The sequence below is a fragment of the Streptomyces sp. NPDC093260 genome, assembly GCF_040683715.1.
GTDB lineage: Bacteria > Actinomycetota > Actinomycetes > Streptomycetales > Streptomycetaceae > Streptomyces > Streptomyces sennicomposti.
Genome location: NZ_JBFBEK010000001.1, coordinates 228611 through 248275, shown reverse-complemented (window position 1 = coordinate 248275; position 19665 = coordinate 228611). Strand labels below are relative to the sequence as shown.

The window sequence follows — 19665 nt, the reverse complement described above, 5'->3', positions numbered from 1 at the left end:
CCGCCCGGACACCGGCCGGCTCCCTGGGCTAGGCTCCTGCCTAGAGGCCCTAGGTTGGGAGGGCTCGGGGAGGTGGTCCGTGGTGGTCCGTGTCGGGCTGAGCGTGGAGCGGCTGGTCGCGGCCGCCGCCGACCTCGCCGACGAGGCCGGGTTCGACCATGTCAGCCTGTCGGCGCTGGCCCGGCGGTTCGGGGTGAAGGACGCGAGTCTCTACTCGCACGTGCGCAACCTCCAGGAACTGCGCGCCCGGGTCGCGCTGCTGGCCGGCGGGGAGATGATCGACCGGATCGCCGCCGACGTGGCCGGGCGGGCCGGGAAGGACGCGCTGCGGGCGTTCGCGGGCGCTTACCGCGCCTACGCGCTGGCGCATCCGGGGCGGTACGCGGCCACCCAGACGCGCGTCGATCCCGCCCTGGCCGCCGACTCCCCCGCCATGCGCCGCACCGCCGAGATCACCTACGGCATGCTGCGCGGCTACGGTCTGGCGGAACCCGATCTCACCGACGCCGTGCGCCTCTTGCGCAGCACCTTCCACGGCTACTGCGCGCTGGAGGCCACCGGCGGTTTCCACGCGGCCAGGGACGTCCAGGCGTCGTGGGACAAGGCCGTGGACGCGCTGCACACGGCGCTCACCCACTGGCCGCGCGAGACACACGAGGCATCCGGAGCGCACAAGGCGTCCAGGGCTTCCGGGGCTCCCGAGGAGGGGACCGCACCATGACCGACCTGTATTACGACGTGTGCGGCACCGGACCGGTGCTGCTGATCCTGCCCGGCGGGGCGGGGCACCCCATGGGCCTCGAACCGCTGACCGACCGGCTCTCCGAACGCTTCACGGTCGTCACGTACGACCCGCTCGGCCTCGCCCACGGACGGCTCGGGCAGCCCGTCGCCGACCAGCGGGTCGAGGAGTGGAGCGAGGGGGCGCGCCGGGTGCTCGACGCGGTGCTGCCGGCGGGCGAGCCGGCGTACGTCCTCGGTACCAGCGCGGGCGGCGTCGTGGCCCTGGACCTGGCGGTCCGGCACCCCGGGCGGCTGCGGCACGTGGTCGCGCACGAGCCCCCGTGCGTGACGGTGCTGCCGGACGGGGAACGTCAACGCGCCCTGTTCGCCCGGGTGTACGACACCTACCGGGCGGCGGGCCCGCAGGCGGCCGGAGCCCTGATGGGCGCCGTGCTGACGGAGACGGAGGCGACCGGCACGGCGACGGCAAAGGCCCCGCTGGACGGGCAACCCCTCTCCCCCGCCGAGGAGTCGGCCTCCCCCATGGCCCTGTTCCTGGCCCATGTGCTGCGGCCCTTCACCGCGTACGCGCCGCCCGCGCGGCCCGTCGAGGCGCCGCTGACCGTGGCCGCCGGGGCGGACTCGGCAGGTCAGCTGCTGCACCGGACCGCCGCGGTGCTGGCCGAGCGGTGCGGCGGGGTGTTCGCCGAGTTCCCCGGCGGGCACATCGGCGCCGTCGAACAGCCCGGGGCGTACGCGGACCGGCTGACCGAGGTGCTCGGCGCCCCGACCCGCTGAACTGCCGCGCGCGGCACGGCGCAGACGCCCGGACGGTGAGGCCGCAGGCGTCCGCGCGCCGACGCCGAGGACGCCGGCCCGCTCAGCCCTGGCGTTCCTTCGCGCTGCGCTCCACGCAGAACTCGTTGCCCTCCGGGTCGGCGAGCACCGCCCAGCCCCTGCCGTCCGGGGTGCGGCGGTCGTCGACCAGGGTGGCGCCGAAGGCGAGGAGCCGTTCGACCTCCTCGTCGCGGGTGCGGTCCTGCGGCTGGAGGTCGAGGTGCACCCGGTTCTTGACCGTCTTGGCGTCCGGCACGGTGATGAAGAGGAGCCCGGCGTCCTCGATCAGCACCTCCCCGTCGCCCGGTGCGTTGCCCTCGTGGACGGGGAGGTCGAGGACCCGCGACCAGAAGCCGGCCAGGGTGTAGGCGTCGGCGCTGTCGATCGTCACATGGTGGATCGCTGAAGTCATGCGGGGATTGTGACAGGCGCTTCCGAGGGCGTCATGCGCGTTGTGACGGGCCCCGGGCCCCCGGGCGCCCCCGTCACCGTCCCGCGGGCGAGGACCGTGCCGGTCACGGTCCCCGGCGAGTGTCCGGGACCGGCACGGACCTGAGATGTCCTGGGGTCCTTCGTTGGGATCAGGCCGGATCAGGGAGCGGGGACCGGCGACGGGGGCACCTCCCACGCCGTCCAGGCAGTGGCGGAGCCCCCTGCTCGAAGAGCTTGGGGGAACGGCACCAGAGCCCGCGAGCCCGGCGAGATCCGAACGAGGTGCCCTAGCCGTCGATGTCGAGCGCCGTGCCGTACAGGCGGTCCACCTTCAACCGGATGACCATCCGGCGCTCGGCAACCAGCTGCTCCAGGAACGCGCCTTCGTCCTGCGGCCTCGCAGCCTGCGGGATCATCCCGAGGAGTTCCCGCCCGACGGCGTCACCGGGAACGGTCGTGCTCGGGGAGACCTCCGCCTCGCCTTCAGCGACGGCGAACGACCACACGTCGCCGCCCTGGACATGAAGCGAAGCACGCGGGTCGCGCCGCAGATGCCCGACCTTGACCCGGTCGGCCGTCGTCGAGAACCGCACCATGCGGGCTTCGGGGTCCCACGTGTACACCATGGTGGTCAGGTGGGGGTGGCCGCTGCGCTTGACGGTGGCGAGCGTGCCGAACCGCCCCTTGCCGAGCAGGCTGGAGAGGGCTTCGTCGGACAGTGGGCGGGGTGCTGGTCCTTGAGTCATGACGTGCTCAACGTCCTTGCCCTCTCGGCCATTTCACGGGCGCGGGCCCAAGACCACCTGCACGACGGACCCCGGCTCCCCAAGTCGGCCCCGGATGGCCCTGAGGAGCACCGACGCGAGGCCGGGCGGCGCGCTCCTGCCCCGAACGGGACCGTACGGCCGGTCCCGGGTCCGCCGGGGCGGGCTCTCGTCCCGCAGGGGCTCGGCGGCCCGCCGGATACCCCGCCCGCCGGGGCGGTCCCGTGCGCCGCAGCGCACTACCGTCGTGGCATGACCAGCGAGACCACCCCTGACCTGGCCGCCGCGCTCACCGCCGGAACGCTGGTGCTCGACGGCGGCCTGTCCAACCAGCTGGAGACGGCCGGGCACGATCTGGGCGACGCCCTGTGGTCGGCGCGGCTGCTGGCCGAACGGCCCGAGGCCGTCACCGAGGCGCACCTCGCCTACGTCACCGCGGGCGCCGACGTGCTGATCACGGCGAGCTACCAGGCCACCTTCGAGGGCTTCGCACGGCGCGGGATCGGCCGGAGGCGGGCGGCCGCGCTCATCGCGTCCAGCGTGGACCTCGCCCGGGACGCGGTACGGCGGGCGCGCGCCCGGGGTGTCGTACGGCCGCTGTGGGTGGCCGCCTCGGCCGGTCCCTACGGCGCGATGCTCGCGGACGGCTCGGAGTACCGGGGCCGCTACGGCCTCACGGCCGGCGAGCTGGAGCGCTTCCACCGGCCCCGGCTGGAGGTGCTGGCCGCCGCCCGGCCGGACGTGCTGGCCCTGGAGACGGTGCCGGACGCCGACGAGGCGCGGGCCCTGCTGCGGGCGGTGCGCGGGCTGGGTGTGCCGGCCTGGCTGTCGTACACCGTGGCCGGCCCGCGCACCCGGGCCGGCCAGCCGCTGGAGGAGGCGTTCGCACCGGCCGCCGAGGCGGACGAGGTGATCGCGGTGGGCGTGAACTGCTGCGACCCCGAGGACGCGGACGCCGCCGTGGCGACGGCCGCGCGGGTGACCGGCAAGCCGGTCGTCGTCTACCCCAACAGCGGCGAGGCCTGGGACGCGGGGGCGCGGGCCTGGTCCGGCCGCCCGTCCTTCCACCCGGACCGGGTGACGCGCTGGCGTGCCTGTGGCGCCCGTCTGATCGGCGGCTGCTGCCGCGTGGGCCCGGAGACGATCACGGAGATCGCCCGGACCCTGTCGGACCTCCAGTAGTGCTTCTCGTCCGGATCACGACGGGCTAGCGTGCCCTGGCACCGCTCCCCCCCGAGTTCTTCGAGCAGGGGCCCCACGCCGCGTTGTCGTCGGTCGCCCTTGCCATGGCTCCGCCGTGCCGCCCTCCTCCGCCTCGCGATGCTCCCCCAGCACCTGAACGGCGCGGGAGGCGCCCCCCTCACCGGACCCCGCTCCCTGATCCGGCCTGATCCACAGAAAGGCCCCGGCCGGCACCCGCTCCTCCCGGGCTCGGCCCCCTTCCCGGGCCGGTCCCGCGCCTCCCCGGATCTGGTCTCCCGTGCGGTCCCCCCCCCCCGGCGCTCGGGTCCGGTCCCCGGCCTTCCCGGGCCCGGTCCCCGGGCCGCTCGGGCGGACCCGGGGCGGGGTCAGGCGCCGCGGACTCCGCCGGAGCCGGAGCGGCGCAGGCGGCGTATCACCGCGCGGAGCTCAGCGGCCCGGGCGGGCGAGGTCTCCGGCGGGGGCGGCGGAGTCTGGGCGGGAGGCGCCGGGCGGGCCGCGGTGGCCGTCGTCCACAGGGCGAGTTCCGCGTCCCGGGGGCCGTGCCCGGTGCGCGGAGGGCCGTCGCCGAAGATCCGTACCGGATGGGCCGGGTCCCAGGCGGGCCAGCCCGGGTCGCCGTCGGCGGCGAACCGTACCCATGCCGCGTGCATCGCGTCGGCCAGCTCCTGCGGGGCGCCCTCGCCCGCGAGCCGGCGGGAGTCCGGCACATCGCCGGTGTCGAAGACGAACCCCAGCTCCAGCGCGTGGCAGGAGCCGAGGCCGGGCAGGCGCGAGGGCCACGCGAACTCGTAGAGGTACGCGCTCCCGGGGCGGGCGTCGGCCAGGCGCTGGAGCGGGCGGCGCAGGAGGTGGTCGGTGACCAGCTGGCCGACGATCTCGGCGGCGCCGGCCCCGGGGCGCAGCGCACGGTAGCCGCGGACGACCTCGTGACCGCAGTGGCAGCGGGCCATGGCGCCGGCCAGGGCGACCGCGCCGAGCCGGTCGACGCGCTCCAGCAGACCGCCGGGCACCAGCCACAGCCGGTACTCGTCGCGCGTCCAGCCCATCAGCAGGTCGGCGCCGCGCGCCGCCTCCCCGGCCAGCAGCGCCTCCAGAGGGTTGCGGGGCACGAGGTCGCCGTCCACGACGATCCCGAAGGCGGGACCGCCGAGGACCGGGCTGCTCATCCGGCCGATCTCCGCCTGGGTGCGCAGCAGCAGGTCGCGGTCGACGGCGGCGAACGCCTCGGCGGTGGCGGGCACCTTCAGCCGGGTCGCCATCCGCCGCACCATGCGCCGCACCTTGTCCCGGTCGGACGCCTCCGGCGGCCCGCTCTGCAGGACGGCGCGCCGGAACAGCCCCTGCGCCTGCGGGGCGGCGATCAGCGCGCCGACGCTGATCGCACCGGCCGACTGGCCGGCCAGGGTGATCCGGTCGGGGTCGCCGCCGAAGGCCGCGATCGACTCGTGGACCCACTCCAGCGCGGCGAGCTGGTCGCGCAGCCCGGGGTTGGCCGGGGCGTCCGGGAACAGTCCGTAACCCTCCACACCCAGTCGGTAGTTGACGGAGACGAGGACGACGCCGTCGCGGGCGAAGGCGTGCCCCTCGTAGACGGGGACCGCGGAGGAGCCGCGGGTGAAGGCGCCGCCGTGCAGCCAGACCAGCACGGGCAGCCGGGCGCCGGGGCCGGGCTCGGGCGTCCAGACGTTGAGGTTGAGGCAGTCGTCGCCGGCCACGGCCGGGTCGGACAGGTACTGCGCGAAGGCCTCCGAGTACGGCGGCTTGGGCGCGGTCGGCCCGTAGGCGCCCGCGTCGCGCACCCCGTCCCACGGCTCGGGCGGCACCGGCGGCCGGAACCGGCGGGGGCCGAAGGGGGGCGCCGCGTACGGGATGCCCCGGAACACGGCCACCCCGTGTTCGTACCTGCCGCGCACCGCCCCGTGAGGCGTTCCGACCACGGGGCCCGTCCGGTCTGCCGCTGCCGCCATACGCCCACCAGCCCTTCGCCGCCCCGCTCCACCGCGCTCGCGCACCGGTGACACCAGAGCACCACAACGGCGCCCGGTATTCCGTCGCGCGGGTCCGGCGGGGGGCCGTTCGGCGTACCCGCCGGCCCGGAGAACGGTCCGCCGGCCGCCCACGCGGGCCACGGCCGCTACGCCGGACGGTTCGCAGGGCCGCCGTCCGGTCGCTCGACCGCCCAGTGGCTCGAACGCCCCCTCACACCCGCCCTCGCGCCGGAGGCCCGACGCGCCGCCCGGCCGGTCGTCCCCCACGGTGGTGTCCCAGGAGGATCATGCCCCGCACCCGGCCGCCGCAAGCCGTAGGCGCGGGGGACGGTGACGCACCGCCCGCCGAACGCCGAAGGCTCCGTGCCGGTCCGACGGCCGGAGGATCCGTGCCGGGCGGGACGGCGGAGAGGGCGGACGGCCGGGCGCGGCCCGGCCGTCCGCAGTGGGTCAGGCGCCGTCCTCCTCCTCGTCGTGGGCCGCGCCCACCAGCGCCTCCATCATGTCCACCGCACTGCCGTCATGGTCACTGCCGGCGGTTCCGCTGCCGGTCTGGAGGTTGCCCGTGCGGTCGACCTCCAGGATGGAGTCCGCGTGCGAGTTGTCGATGACGGTGATCAGGCCGCTGTTCCCCACGGTGGTGCCGGAGCTGTCGTCCGCCGCCGCCTGGTGCGCCGCGCCGCCCAGCAGCGCGGCCGCCAGGACGACCGCCGTGCGCAGCCGGGGTGAGGTTCCGCTCACGCGCCCACGCCCGCCCGCTCGGGCCGCCGGTGCGCCATGTTGCGCTCCAGCAGACTGGTCGAGGCCTGCACGCCGATGCCCTGCGCGGGGTCCACCACGGGCAACCGCCCGTCGGCGCGCCGCAGTTCGGCGAGGGCGCTGTCCACCGCCTCGTGCGCGGCGAACAGGCAGGGGGTGCTGTAGATCGCGACGTCCACGCCGAGTTCCGACAGCTCGCCCAGCGACAGGCGCGGGGACTTGCCGCCGGCGATCTGGTTGAACAGCAGCGGCTTGTCGCCGACCACGTCGCGGACCCGGCGGATCCACTCCACGCTGCGGATGCCGTCGACCAGGATCACATCGGCCGCGGTGGCCGCGAGCGCCTTGGCCCGGTGCAGGATGTCGGTCTCGTCCGTGGCGTCGGTGCGGGCCACGACGACCAGGTCCTGCCGGGTCGCCAGGACCTGCTCCAGTTTGGCGAGGTACTCATCCAGCGGGAGCACCTGCTTGCCGTCGGCGTGCCCGCACCGGCGGGGCCGCTTCTGGTCCTCCAGGATTACCCCGGAGGCCCCGATGCGCTCCATCTGCTCCACCACGTGGCAGGCGACCTCCGGGTCGACGTAGCCGTCGTCGATGTCGACCAGCAGGTGGTGCGCGGGGAAGGCGCCGCGCAGCCGCTGGACGAACGCCACCATGTCCGGCCAGGCGATGAAGCCGATGTCCGGCAGGCCGTAGTAGGAGGCGGCGAAGCCGAACCCGGAGACGAACATCCCGTCGTAGTGTGTGGCGGCGATGGAGGCCGAGTACATGTCGTAGACGCCGATGAGCGGGGTGGTGCCCGGCCCGGCGATCTGCTCGCGCAGCTTCTTTCCGTACGTCAAGGCGTGACTCCTCCGAGGTGGGGGGGTGCGGGCGCTGGGGTGCGGCTCGGCCGCGGGGCGCCCGGGGGACGGGGGACGCCGGGAGGACCCGCCGGTGGCGGCCGTCCGCGGCAAGGCCCCCTTTGCCAAGACAAAAGGATTGCTTGAATCACACCAGACTTCACTATGGGGCGCCCTTTACTCACTCCGACGGAGTAACGCCTTCACCGGAGAAACGTCACTGGCCGACGTGTCGCGACGCCCGGTCGACGCCTGCGAGAGGGGGTGGCAGAGGCCGGAATCGGCCCGGACGCAGGCGGCGCACCCGGCGGCCGCGACGGGCCCGGACCTCCGCACCGCGCCGCCTGCCGGGTCGTCCCGCCTCCCACCGCCCGCGCGGACCTCTCCGCAGCCACGTACGCCGGGTCAGTCGCCGGGGACGGAGGCCGTCCGGTGTCTCAGGCGGTTCATCTGCCCGGCGCCGCGCCGTTGCTGTTGTCCTGCTCCTTGTGCGGGCCGCGCGCCTGGGTGCTCCTGGCGTGGGTCCGCAGCCGGGCGGTGACGTCCTCGGGCGGCAGGAAGCGCGACCAGCGCTCGGGGAACTCGGAGGGCATGTCGGCGTCCTCCGGGTCGTCGGGGTCGTTCTCGCGGACGGCGGCGGCCCAGGCGACGTACTCGGCGATCTGCGCCTCGCGCACCCGCTCGTTGGCGGCGCGGGCCGCGGCCGTCGCGGCGGCCGGCCACACCCGGTCGATGGCGGCGTTGACCGCGGCCCCGACGAGCACGGCGAACGCGGACACGCCGATCCACAGCAGCACGGCGACCGGCGCCGCCAGCGAGCCGTAGATGGTGGGGCCCTCGACGGTGCTGGTGAGGTAGATGCGGAGCAGGAAGCTGCACACCACCCACATGGCGAGCGCGACCAGCGCGCCGGGCACGTCCTCGATCCACGGCGAGCGCACCGGCACGGACACGTGGTACAGCGTGGTCAGGAAGGCGATGGACAGGACGATCACGACGGGCCAGTACAGGACCTGCACGACCGTCGTGGACCAGGGCACGATCCGCACCACCGCGTCCGGTCCCGCCACCATCAGCGGCAGCGCGACCGAGCCGATCAGCAGGCCCACCACGAACAGCGCGAACGCCATCAGCCGGGTCTTGACGATGCCGCGCACGCCGTCGAGGCCGTACATCACGGTGATGGTGTCGATGAAGACGTTCACCGCGCGCGAGCCCGACCACAGGGCGAACACGAACCCGATGGAGATGATGTCGGGTCTGCCGCCCTGCATCACGTCCTTCAGGATCGGCTGGGTGATCTCCTTGACGCCCTGGTCGGACAGGACCGTGCGGGAGGCGTCGAGGATGTTGCGCTCCAGGCTGGCGATGGTGTGCGCGCCGGTCCAGGAGTCGACGTAGAAGAGCAGCGCGATCAGGCTGAGCAGCAGCGGCGGCACCGACAGCAGGGTGAAGAACGCCGCCTCGGCGGCCAGGCCGAGGATGCGGTACTCCATGCAGGAGTTGACGGTGTCCTTGAGCAGCAGCCAGGCGGTCCTGCGTTTGGAGACGTTCCGGTAGAGGGCTCTGGCCCGGTGGAAGCGGCCGGTCGGCCTGTCGGGGGTTTCACTGGCTTGCTGCACGACCTAAAGGTATCCCTGTCCGTGCCCCTCCCACTCATCCGCGGGAAACCGATCCCGGACGGGACATGGCGCCGGTGGACGACCGGGGCACGGCGCCCCCGCGGCGCCTCCCCCGCGGGCCGGTGTCCCCGCCTGCGGGCGGGACCGCGGCCGGGTGGTGAGCGTCGGCGCGGCGCGGGTAGGTTCCGTGCCATGGCAGCCAGCACCCACACCGTGACCAACCAGCCGCCGCCGCTGTCCGGCTACGACGTCTTCACCGCCGACCGGGCCCTCGCCGAGGCGGTGGACCGGCACGTCGGGGCCGGGCTGCTGGACGAGGTGCGCGGCGAGCTGGCGGGCCTCGGCCGGGCGGCGGGCTCCGCGCAGCTCCAGGAGTGGGGCGCGCAGGCGAACGAGAACCCGCCCCGGCTGCGCACCCACGACCGCTACGGCCACCGGATCGACGAGGTGGACTTCCATCCGGCCTGGCACCGGCTGCTGGGCAAGGGCGTCTCGGCGGGCCTGACGGCCGCCTGGAACCGCCCGGCCGGGCACGTGCGGCGCGCGGCGGCGTTCCTGGTGTGGACGCAGGTCGAGGCGGGCAACTGCTGCCCGCTGTCGATGACCCACGCGGCGGTGCCCGCGCTGCGCGCCGACCCGGAACTGGCCGCCGAGTGGGAGCCCCGGCTGACCTCCCCGGTGTACGACCGCGCGCTGCGGCCCGCGCACCTGAAGCCCGGGGCGCTGTTCGGGATGGGCATGACCGAGAAGCAGGGCGGCAGCGACGTCCGGGCCAACACCACCGCGGCACGGCCGCTCGCCGAGCCCGGCGCGTACGAGCTGACCGGGCACAAGTGGTTCTGCTCGGCTCCGATGTCGGACGCGTTCCTGGTGCTCGCGCAGGCCCCGGCCGGGCTGACGTGTTTCCTGGTGCCACGCGTCCTGCCGGACGGCGCCCGCAACGTGTTCCGCCTCCAGCGGCTGAAGGACAAGCTCGGCAACCGGTCGAACGCCTCCGCCGAGGTGGAGTTCGACGGGACCTGGGCGCGCCGGGTGGGCGAGGAGGGGCGCGGGGTGCGCACCATCATCGAGATGGTGGCGGCCACCCGGTTGGACTGCGTGCTGGGCTCGGCCGGGCTGATGCGGCAGGCGGTGGCGCAGGCGGTGCACCACTGCGCCTACCGGGAGGCGTTCGGCGGCCGGCTCGTCGACAAGCCGCTGATGCGCAACGTCCTGGCCGATCTGGCGCTGGAGTCGGAGGCCGCGACCACGCTGGCGCTGCGGCTCGCCGCGGCGTACGACGACGGGGGCGAGCAGGAGCGGGCCCTGCTGCGGATCGCGGTGCCGACCGCCAAGTACTGGGTGACCAAGCGGTGCGCGCCGCTCGCCGTGGAGGCGTCCGAGTGTCTGGGCGGCAACGGGTACGTCGAGGAGTCGGGGCTGCCCCGGCTGGTGCGCGAGTCGCCGCTCAACTCGATCTGGGAGGGCGCAGGCAATGTGCAGGCGCTCGACGTGCTGCGGGCGCTGCGGCGGGAGCCCGGGACGTTCGACGCGTATCTGCGCGAGGTGGGCCTGGCACGCGGCGCCGACCACCGGCTGGACGCCTCGATCAAGGACCTGCTCACCGAACTCGCCGACCTGGCCGGTGTGGAGGCGCGCGCCCGGCGGCTGGTGGAGCGGCTGGCGCTGGTGCTCCAGGGGTCGCTGCTGGTGCGGTACGCGCCGCCCGAGGTCGCGGACGCGTTCTGCGCCTCCCGGCTGGGCGGCGACCGGGGAGCGTCCTTCGGCACGCTGCCCCACACGCTGGATCTGGCGTCGGTGGTGGAACGGGCGCGGCCGGTGGCGTGAGGACCGGGGCTCGCGGAGCGTACCGGGGCGGGGTGCACGGAGTCCGCCGCGGCCGGGGCTGGTGGGTCTGACGCGGCCGACGGCTCGCGGAGTCCGCCGGGAACGGCCGGAAGCAGCGGCGCGTACGGGTGATCGTTTCCGGAGGTGACGCGGGGGTGGTGCCGCGCCGACACGGCACCACCCCCGCCACGGCCGTCACGGGCCAGACACGCCGCACGGGCGGCGCCGGACAAGTGTCGATCGAGCGCTCCCCTGTTCACCAGGGTTGCACCAGGTTGCAACCGGCGGCGACCACGGCCGACCCGCGCTCCCGCCGCGCCGCCGGACGGCACTATGAACCCCACGACGGCAAGAGCCGCGAACCGGACAGTCGCCGAGGCGCCGGAGCGTGGCCGGAACACTTCGGGGAGCCGGTCGCCGGGCCCCATGTCTGCGGGAGGACCAGTGGTGAAGGCGCCGGTGGACGTGACGCGGCTCGCCGCCGTGGACGCGGCGCGCGCGGCGCGGCTGCTCGACGAGGTGCGCTCGGCGACCCTCGCCGGCCGGCGCGCGCGGCTGACCCCGCGCCCGGTGATCGGGCAGTCCTGGGAGCGGGTGCGGCGCAGCGGCGTCGATCCCGAACACGACGTGCGCGCCGGGCTGCTGACCCGGGAGGAGCTGGAGCGGCGGCGGGCGGCGTCCCCGCTGCGGCATGTCCTGCCGGTGCTGCGCGAGGGGCTGCTGTCCGTCGCGGACGTCGCCCACCACATCATGGTGGTCGCCGACGCGGACGGCCGGGTGCTGTGGCGCGAGGGGCATCCGTCGGTGCTCCGCAGGGCCGACGGGCTCGGCTTCGAACTCGGCGCCGACTGGCGCGAGGACGTGGTCGGCACCAACGGCGTCGGCACGCCCGCCGTGGTGCGCCGGCCCGTCCAGGTCTTCGCCGCCGAGCACTTCGTCCGCTCGCACACCACCTGGACCTGCACCGGCGCCCCGGTCACCGACCCCCGGGACGGCAGGCTGCTCGGCGTGGTGGACGTGAGCGGGCCGTTGCGGACCATGCATCCGGCGACGCTGGCCTGGGTGGACTCCGTGGCCAAACTGGCCGAGGCGCGGCTGCGGGAGCTGCACCTGGCCTCACTGGAGCGGCTGCGGGCGGTGGCGGCGCCGATGGTGGCCCGGCTGGACGGCCGGGCGGCGGTGGTGGACCGGGACGGCTGGACCGCCGCGGTGACCGGGATGCCGTACACGCCGCGGATCGCGCTGCCCAAGTCGCCTGCGCCGGGACCCGGTTGGCTGCCCGCGGTCGGTGTGTGCACGCTGGAGCCGGTGGCGGACGGCTGGCTGGTGCGGGCGGGCGGGATGGCGGCGCCGGACGCCGGTGCGCGGATCGTGCTGGACCTGACCGGGCCGCGCCGCTGGACGGTCACCGTCACGGGGAGCGCCGGCTCGTGGACCCATGAACTGAGCCCGCGCCACGCCGAACTGCTCTACCTCCTGTCCGCCGCGCCCGGTGGGCGCACCGCCGCGGAACTGGCCGGCGAGGTGTTCGGCGACCCCGCGCGTACCGTGACCGTACGGGCCGAGATGTCCCGGATACGGCGCTATCTGGGCGCGTTCCTCGATCACCGGCCGTACCGCTTCGGCGAGGACACGGAGGTGCGGGTGCTGATTCCGGACGACCCGCGCGATCTGCTGCCGCATTCCACGGCGCCCACGGTGCTGCGGGGGCGGGGCGCGCCTCCCGGGTCGTGAGCCGGCGTGCCGTGCCGCGAGGGGCGCGCGCCGCGGTGAGGAGTGTGCCGGGACGCGCCCCACGGTGGCTTGGGCGCGGAGGACCGCCCCGCGGCGCGCGAGCCGTGCCGGGGCAGGCACACGGAGTGGTCCGGCTGGTCCCGCCGTGGCATCTTCCGCATATTTGCGGGGTCTTCGTCCTGTGGCGCGCCGGACTGCCGTAGCATCCCTTCCGGGTCGTCCCTCGGCACCCCGGTCAACACTCGACCAGTGCGACGCAGTTGACGTCACGGCCGGCGGGCGTCCCGCGGCGGACCGAGCCCTGGACAGGGGGGTTGGATGAGGCAACGCGGCAGACACCGCAGACGCGCGCGGGGCCGTGCGCTGCGCGCGGCGCTGGCCGGGGCCGGACTCGCGCTGACCGCCGCCGCGACCCTGATCAGCACCTCGCAGGCCACGGTCACCGACGACCCCGGCGCGCTGGAGCCGCTCGCGGCCGCCGCCCGTCTCGACGGACTGCGGCTGACGGAACAGCCGGTGCCCGCGCGGTCCCTGGACCGGCTCGCCGCGGCGATGGGCCACCCGGTCGACGCGGGCGCGGTGCTAGGCAGCACCGACCGGACGCTGCGCGACGCGGCCGGCTGCACCGCCGACGAGAGGAAGGCGCTGCCGGTCGAACCGGCGGCCACGCGCGCGTACTGCTGGAACGCGGTCGACTCCGCGACCCGCGAGTGGCGTCCGGAGTCGGTGACGACCTCCGGGGACGCCGCCGCCGACGGCCTGTGGGGGAACCACCGGGTGATCCTCTCCGGCTGGAGCCGGCACGGCGACGGCGCCGGCCGTGACCTGGCCCGGGTCGCCTTCGTCAATGCCGACGACCCCACCCGCCTCACCTACACCTGGGCGCTGCTCGCCGTCCCGGTCGACGGCGGCCGCGACTACCGGGGCCTGGCCTCGCACGTGTCGGGGATGGTCTGGTACGGGGACAAGCTGCTGGTCACCGCGTCCGGCGGCGAGCGGGACGCGCTGTACGTCTACGACCTGCGCCGTATCCAGCGCGCGACCGTGGCCGGCGACGCAGTCGGCCGGGTGCCGGGCGGCTGGTCGGCGCACGGCTACCGCTGGGTGCTGCCCGCGGTCGCCTCCTACCGTCCCGCTCAGGGCAGTTGCGCCCCGGCGGACGAATCGACGGCAGCGACCGGTTCGGAAGGTCCCGGCGAATCCGCCGACTTCGCCTCCGCCGCCGACACGGACACCGCCCCCTGTCCGAACAGCCTCTCCGTGGACCGGAGTTCCGTCCCCGGCAGTCTGGTCGCCGGGGAGGCCGCGCCGCGGGGCAGCGAGCGGCCCACCCGGCTGTGGCGCTACTCCTTCAGCACCGACCCCGCCCGCGCCGGGCTGCTGGCCGCCGACTCCGCCGGCACGGTGACCGCGCAGGAGGCGTACGAGACGAAGGTGGACGGCGTGCGGGGCGTGCTGTCCCGGCGCACCGGCCCCTACGGCCGCACCTCCTGGTACCTGTCCCGGGCCGCCGGGCCCGACAGCGCGCACGGCACGCTGTGGCGGCAGGACCTGCGGGGCGCGGGGACGACGGAGTGCGGCTCCTCCTACGACACCCACCGCTGCTGGGGCGACGGCACCGGCTCCCTGTCCTACTGGCCGCAGACCGACGAGGTGTGGTCGCTCTCGGGGCGGACCCTGTTCGCGGTCCCCCGCCCCTCGGTCGAGCGGGCGCTGCGGTAGGCGCGGCGCCGGGCCGCGGGAGGGCGCGGGCTCAACGCCGGCGGGTCGCCCGCCTCGGGGCGCCGGGCGCGTCGCGGGAGGGGCGCGGGCGTCCGCCCCGGGGCGCCGGGCGCGTCGCGGGAGGGGCGCGCGGGCGCACGACCTGGGGCTCTCGTTCGACAGGGGGCGGAGCCGGATGATTCCCTGACCGGCATGACGAACATCGCCGTGACCACCTGGTCCCTGGAGCAGACCGCCCCGACCGACCTCCTCCCGGCCACCGCGCCCGAGGGCGGCGTCCGGATCGTCCGCTCCGAGGTGCCCTCGCCCGAGTTCAGCCGGTTCCTGTACGCGTCGGTCGGCGGCGACATCCGCTGGACCGACCGGCTCGGCTGGACGTACGCGCGGTGGCGGGAGCACCTGGAGCGTCCGGGGGTCGAGACGTGGGTGGCGTACGACCGGGGCACGCCGGCCGGGTACGTCGAGTTGGAGGCGCAGGACGACGGGGCGGTGGAGATCGTCTACTTCGGGCTGGTCCCGGCTTTCCGCGGCCGCCGCATCGGCGGCCATCTGCTGTCGTACGGGGCCGCCCGCGCCTGGGACCTGGCGGACCGCTGGCCGGGGCTGGCCACGACGAAGCGGGTGTGGCTGCACACGTGCAGCAAGGACGGCGAGCACGCGATGGACAACTACCTGCGGCGCGGCTTCAAGCTCTTCGACACCAAGGTCGAGGAGGAGCCGGAGGTTGTCACCCCGGGTCCCTGGCCGGGCGCGTTCCCGGCCTGAACCGGCCCCGGCACACCCCTGCCCCCGCACGGGACCGGCCGTCGTGCGGGCGTGTGATCAACGACACCCTTGTCCCATGATCCGGGACAAGGGTGTCCGCATTCTGGATGAAGCTGGACTGTGTCCAGATCGCCGTGCCACGCTTCCGTCATGTCTGGAACTGGAATCGCCTTGGTGAGCCGACGGCACGTCGACCACGGCCGTATGTCCAGCGCCATCTGTCCGGCGAGCTGATCCACCAGCCACGCCGCGATCACCCCCGCTTTCCCTCGCCTTCCGCGCAAGGACGCGCACTCCTGCCCTTCGCGCCTGAACGCGCAGGTCCGAGCCGCTTTCCCGCCTGTCCCGAAGGACGTACCAACCATGGCCGCCACCCCGCAGAACGCTGCTGCCGCGAGCCCCCGCCGCAAGGTGAGCCGTCACCGCGGCGAGGGTCAGTGGGCCGCGGGTCACTTCACTCCGCTCAACGGCAACGAGCAGGTCAAGAAGGACGACGACGGTCTCAATGTGCGGACACGCATTGAGACGATCTACTCCAAGCGCGGTTTCGACTCCATCGACCCGAGCGACCTGCGCGGCCGGATGCGTTGGTGGGGCCTGTACACCCAGCGCAAGCCCGGCATCGACGGCGGCAAGACCGCGATCCTGGAGCCGGAGGAGCTGGACGACCGCTACTTCATGCTGCGGGTGCGCATCGACGGCGGGCGGCTCACCACGCAGCAGCTGCGGGTGATCGGCGAGATCTCCCAGCAGTTCGCGCGCGGCACCGCCGACATCACCGACCGGCAGAACGTCCAGTACCACTGGATCCGGATCGAGGACGTGCCCGAGATCTGGGAGCGGCTGGAGGGCGTCGGCCTCTCCACGGTCACGGCCTGCGGCGACACCCCGCGCGTGATGATCGGCTCGCCCGTGGCCGGCATCGCCGAGGACGAGATCATCGACGGCACCCCGGCCCTGGAGGAGATCCAGCGCCGCGTCCTCGGCAACAAGGCGTACTCGAACCTCCCGCGGAAGTTCAAGACGGCCATCTCGGGCTCGCCCCTGCTGGACGTGGTCCATGAGATCAACGACGTGGCCTTCGTCGGCGTGCGCCACCCCGAGCACGGGGCGGGCTTCGACCTGTGGGTCGGCGGCGGCCTGTCCACCAACCCCAAGCTCGGCGTGCGGCTGGGCGCCTGGGTGCCGCTCGAGGACGTCCCGGACGTCTACGAGGGCGTCATCTCCATCTTCCGCGACTACGGCTACCGGCGGCTGCGCAACCGCGCCCGGCTGAAGTTCCTCGTCGCCGACTGGGGCGCGGAGAAGTTCCGCCAGGTGCTGGAGGACGAGTACCTCGGGCGCAAGCTGCTGGACGGCCCCGCCCCCGAGCAGCCCGTGCAGCAGTGGCGCGACCACGTCGGCGTGCACCGCCAGAACGACGGCCGCTACTACGTCGGCTTCGCCCCCCGGGTCGGCCGCGTCGACGGCGCCACCCTGACGAAGATCGCAGAGCTGGCCGAGGCGCACGGCTCCGGCCGGGTGCGCACCACCGTCGAGCAGAAGATGATCATCCTCGACGTCGAGGAGGGCCAGGTCGACTCGCTGGTGGAGGGCCTGGAGGCGCTGGACCTCACCGCCCGCCCGTCCTCCTTCCGGCGCGGCACCATGGCCTGCACCGGCATCGAGTTCTGCAAGCTCGCCATCGTCGAGACCAAGGCCCGCGGCGCCGCGCTCATCGACGAACTGGAGCGCCGCCTGCCGGACTTCGACGAGCCGATCACCATCAACCTCAACGGCTGCCCCAACGCCTGCGCCCGCATCCAGGTCGCGGACATCGGTCTCAAGGGCCAGCTGGTGCTGGACGAGCGGGGCGAGCAGGTCGAGGGCTACCAGGTCCACCTGGGCGGCGCGCTCGGCCTGGAGCCGGCCTTCGGCCGCAAGGTGCGCGGCCTCAAGGTGACCTCCGCCGAACTGCCCGACTACATCGAGCGGGTCCTCAAGCGCTTCGAGGCGGAGCGCGAGGACGGCGAGCGGTTCGCCACCTGGGCCGCGCGCGCCTCCGAGGAGGCTCTGTCGTGAGCGAGCGCGCCGCGCCGTTCTACTGCCCGTACTGCGGTGAGGAGGATCTGCGGCCGAGCGAGGAGGGGCACGGCGCCTGGGAGTGCGCGGCGTGCAACCGGGTTTTCCGGCTGAAGTTCCTCGGGCTGCTGGCCCGGGGATTCCAGCGGGCCGACGACGGAGGGGACGACCGATCATGACGACGGCTCAGGAAGAACGCACCGAAGACGAGTTGAAGGCGCTGGCCGAACAGGCAGGGCGCGACCTCGAGGACGCCACCGCGCTGGAGATCCTCCAGTGGGCGGCCGGCGCCTTCGGCAAGCGGTTCTGCGTGACCTCGTCCATGGAGGACGCGGTCGTCGCCCACCTCGCCGCCCGGGCCATGCCCGGGGTGGACGTGGTGTTCCTGGACACCGGCTACCACTTCCCGGAGACCATCGGCACCCGGGACGCGGTGGAGGCCGTGATGGACGTCAACGTCGTCACGATCACCCCCGTGCAGACGGTGGCCGAACAGGACGCCGAGTACGGCCCGAAACTGCACGACCGCGACCCCGACCTGTGCTGCGCACTGCGCAAGGTCCGCCCGCTGGAGCAGGGCCTTCGCGGCTACCAGGCATGGGCGACCGGGCTGCGCCGTGACGAGTCCCCGACCCGGGCGAACACCCCGGTCGTCGGCTGGGACGAGAAACGGCGCAAGGTGAAGATCTCCCCGATCGCCCGCTGGACCCAGGACGACGTGGACGCCTACGTCGCCGAACACGGCGTGCTGACCAACCCGTTGCTGACGGACGGCTACGGCTCCGTCGGCTGCGCGCCCTGCACCCGCCGCCTGCTGGAGGGCGAGGACGCCCGGGCCGGGCGCTGGGCGGGCCGCGCCAAGACCGAGTGCGGGCTGCACGGCTGAGACGATGACACACATACAGGAGACACACGTGACGACCGGAGCCACCGTCTGGCTCACGGGTCTGCCGAGTGCCGGCAAGACCACCATCGCGCACGAGCTGGCGGGCCGGCTGCGCGAGGAGGGCCACCGCGTCGAGGTGCTCGACGGCGACGAGATCCGCGAGTTCATCTCGGCGGGCCTCGGCTTCAGCCGCGAGGACCGGCACACCAACGTCCACCGCATCGGCTTCGTCGCCGAACTGCTCGCCCGCAACGGCGTGCTGGCCCTGGTCCCGGTGATCGCGCCGTACGCGGACAGCCGGGACGCGGTGCGCAAACGCCACCAGGAGAACGGCACCGCGTACGTCGAGGTGCATGTGGCGACACCGGTCGAGGTGTGCTCCGTACGCGATGTGAAGGGCCTGTACGCCAAGCAGGCCGCCGGCGAACTGACCGGGCTGACCGGGGTCGACGACCCCTACGAGGAGCCCGAGGCTCCGGACCTCAGGATCGAGTCGCAGCACCAGAGCGTGCCGGAGTCCGCGGCGTCGGTGTACGCCCTGCTCAGCGAAAGGGGACTGGCATGACGACCACCGTCGCCGAGACCGGCGAGGGCACGGGCAGCCCGTACGCCCTGACCCACCTGGACGCGCTGGAGTCCGAGGCGGTGCACATCTTCCGCGAGGTCGCGGGCGAGTTCGAGAACCCGGTGATCCTGTTCTCCGGCGGCAAGGACTCGATCCTGATGCTGCACCTGGCGCTGAAGGCGTTCGCGCCGGCGCCGGTGCCGTTCGCGCTGCTGCACGTGGACACCGGGCACAACTTCCCGGAGGTCCTGGAGTACCGCGACCGGACCGTGGCCGAGCACGGGCTGCGCCTGCACGTCGCCTCCGTGCAGGACTACATCGACCGGGGTGTGCTCAAGGAGCGCCCGGACGGCACCCGCAACCCGCTCCAGACGCTGCCGCTCACCGAGAAGATCCAGTCGGCGAAGTTCGACGCGGTCTTCGGCGGCGGCCGCCGCGACGAGGAGAAGGCCCGCGCCAAGGAGCGGGTGTTCTCGCTGCGCGACGAGTTCTCCCAGTGGGACCCGCGCCGCCAGCGCCCCGAGCTGTGGAACCTGTACAACGGCCGGCACGCGCCAGGCGAGCACGTCCGCGTCTTCCCGCTGTCCAACTGGACCGAGCTGGACGTGTGGCAGTACATCGCGCGCGAGGGCATCGAGCTGCCGTCGATCTACTTCGCGCACGAGCGCGAGGTGTTCCGGCGGGGTGGCATGTGGCTGACCGCCGGTGACTGGGGCGGCCCCAAGGACGGCGAGAGCGTCGAGAAGCGGCTGGTGCGCTACCGCACGGTCGGCGACATGTCCTGCACCGGCGCCGTCGACTCCGACGCGGTGACGCTGGAGCAGGTGATCGCCGAGATCGCCGCCTCCCGGCTCACCGAACGCGGCGCCACCCGCGCCGACGACAAGCTCTCCGAGGCCGCGATGGAAGACCGCAAGCGCGAGGGGTACTTCTAG

The 19665-nt window shown here is 74.2% G+C and carries 18 protein-coding genes; 12 read left to right on the top strand and 6 right to left on the bottom strand.

Going from position 1 to position 19665, the window contains the following annotated elements; translation table 11 throughout:
* Positions 1–82: 82 nt before the first annotated feature.
* Together AB0N63_RS00920 and AB0N63_RS00915 are read left to right on the top strand one after the other, a co-directional pair.
* On the top strand, positions 83–721 hold the full coding sequence (locus tag AB0N63_RS00920) for a TetR-like C-terminal domain-containing protein (RefSeq protein ID WP_365522892.1): 639 nt from the start codon (positions 83–85) through the stop codon (positions 719–721).
* A complete protein-coding gene (locus tag AB0N63_RS00915) occupies positions 718–1521 on the top strand; it encodes an alpha/beta hydrolase (protein ID WP_365522242.1) in 804 nt (267 codons plus the stop codon). Before AB0N63_RS00920 ends, AB0N63_RS00915 begins: the two co-directional genes overlap by 4 nt.
* Positions 1522–1603: 82 nt before the next feature.
* On the opposite strand, the gene AB0N63_RS00910 is transcribed toward AB0N63_RS00915, so the two are convergent.
* On the bottom strand, positions 1604–1972 hold the full coding sequence (locus tag AB0N63_RS00910) for a VOC family protein (protein ID WP_365522239.1): 369 nt from the start codon (positions 1970–1972) through the stop codon (positions 1604–1606).
* A gap of 307 nt (positions 1973–2279) precedes the next feature.
* Positions 2280–2738, bottom strand: coding sequence for a TIGR03618 family F420-dependent PPOX class oxidoreductase (locus AB0N63_RS00905; RefSeq protein WP_365522237.1), 459 nt, complete (start codon positions 2736–2738; stop codon positions 2280–2282).
* Between the two features lie 270 nt (positions 2739–3008).
* Here AB0N63_RS00905 and mmuM point away from each other — a divergent pair, with 270 nt between their 5' ends.
* Complete coding sequence (gene mmuM, locus AB0N63_RS00900; RefSeq protein ID WP_365522234.1) at positions 3009–3938, top strand: homocysteine S-methyltransferase; 930 nt, start codon at positions 3009–3011, stop codon at positions 3936–3938.
* Between the two features lie 386 nt (positions 3939–4324).
* On the opposite strand, the gene AB0N63_RS00895 is transcribed toward mmuM, so the two are convergent.
* The 4 genes from AB0N63_RS00895 to AB0N63_RS00880 form a co-directional block, all read right to left on the bottom strand.
* The gene (locus AB0N63_RS00895; protein WP_365522231.1) at positions 4325–5926 is read right to left on the bottom strand and encodes a carboxylesterase family protein; all 1602 of its coding nucleotides are present in this window, start codon (positions 5924–5926) and stop codon (positions 4325–4327) included.
* 471 nt (positions 5927–6397) lie between these two features.
* Positions 6398–6688, bottom strand: a complete 291-nt coding sequence (locus tag AB0N63_RS00890) for a hypothetical protein (RefSeq protein WP_365522228.1) — start codon at positions 6686–6688, stop codon at positions 6398–6400.
* Entirely contained in the window at positions 6685–7548 is an 864-nt protein-coding gene (locus AB0N63_RS00885; protein WP_365522225.1) for an isocitrate lyase/PEP mutase family protein, read from the bottom strand. Before AB0N63_RS00885 ends, AB0N63_RS00890 begins: the two co-directional genes overlap by 4 nt.
* A gap of 446 nt (positions 7549–7994) precedes the next feature.
* The gene (locus tag AB0N63_RS00880; RefSeq protein WP_365522222.1) at positions 7995–9170 is read right to left on the bottom strand and encodes a YihY/virulence factor BrkB family protein; all 1176 of its coding nucleotides are present in this window, start codon (positions 9168–9170) and stop codon (positions 7995–7997) included.
* 192 nt (positions 9171–9362) lie between these two features.
* On the opposite strand from AB0N63_RS00880, the gene AB0N63_RS00875 reads away from it, so the two are divergent.
* The 9 genes from AB0N63_RS00875 to cysD all read left to right on the top strand — a co-directional run bounded on the left by AB0N63_RS00875 (position 9363) and on the right by cysD (position 19665).
* On the top strand, positions 9363–10997 hold the full coding sequence (locus AB0N63_RS00875; RefSeq protein WP_365522219.1) for an acyl-CoA dehydrogenase family protein: 1635 nt from the start codon (positions 9363–9365) through the stop codon (positions 10995–10997).
* A gap of 426 nt (positions 10998–11423) precedes the next feature.
* Positions 11424–12731, top strand: coding sequence for a GAF domain-containing protein (locus AB0N63_RS00870; RefSeq protein ID WP_365522217.1), 1308 nt, complete (start codon positions 11424–11426; stop codon positions 12729–12731).
* A gap of 318 nt (positions 12732–13049) precedes the next feature.
* Positions 13050–14453 (top strand): hypothetical protein, encoded by a 1404-nt coding sequence (locus AB0N63_RS00865; RefSeq protein ID WP_365522214.1) that lies wholly within the window; start codon positions 13050–13052, stop codon positions 14451–14453.
* Positions 14454–14645: 192 nt separating this feature from the next.
* Positions 14646–15218, top strand: coding sequence for a GNAT family N-acetyltransferase (locus AB0N63_RS00860; RefSeq protein ID WP_365522212.1), 573 nt, complete (start codon positions 14646–14648; stop codon positions 15216–15218).
* A gap of 363 nt (positions 15219–15581) precedes the next feature.
* Positions 15582–17279, top strand: coding sequence for a nitrite/sulfite reductase (locus AB0N63_RS00855; protein WP_365522209.1), 1698 nt, complete (start codon positions 15582–15584; stop codon positions 17277–17279).
* A complete protein-coding gene (locus AB0N63_RS00850; RefSeq protein WP_365522206.1) occupies positions 17276–17458 on the top strand; it encodes a hypothetical protein in 183 nt (60 codons plus the stop codon). The genes AB0N63_RS00855 and AB0N63_RS00850 overlap by 4 nt, the downstream gene beginning before the upstream one ends.
* Entirely contained in the window at positions 17455–18165 is a 711-nt protein-coding gene (locus AB0N63_RS00845; protein ID WP_365522203.1) for a phosphoadenylyl-sulfate reductase, read from the top strand. The genes AB0N63_RS00850 and AB0N63_RS00845 overlap by 4 nt, the downstream gene beginning before the upstream one ends.
* Positions 18166–18169: 4 nt before the next feature.
* Positions 18170–18730, top strand: a complete 561-nt coding sequence (gene cysC, locus AB0N63_RS00840) for an adenylyl-sulfate kinase (RefSeq protein WP_365522201.1) — start codon at positions 18170–18172, stop codon at positions 18728–18730.
* A complete protein-coding gene (gene cysD, locus AB0N63_RS00835) occupies positions 18727–19665 on the top strand; it encodes a sulfate adenylyltransferase subunit CysD (protein ID WP_365522198.1) in 939 nt (312 codons plus the stop codon). Before cysC ends, cysD begins: the two co-directional genes overlap by 4 nt.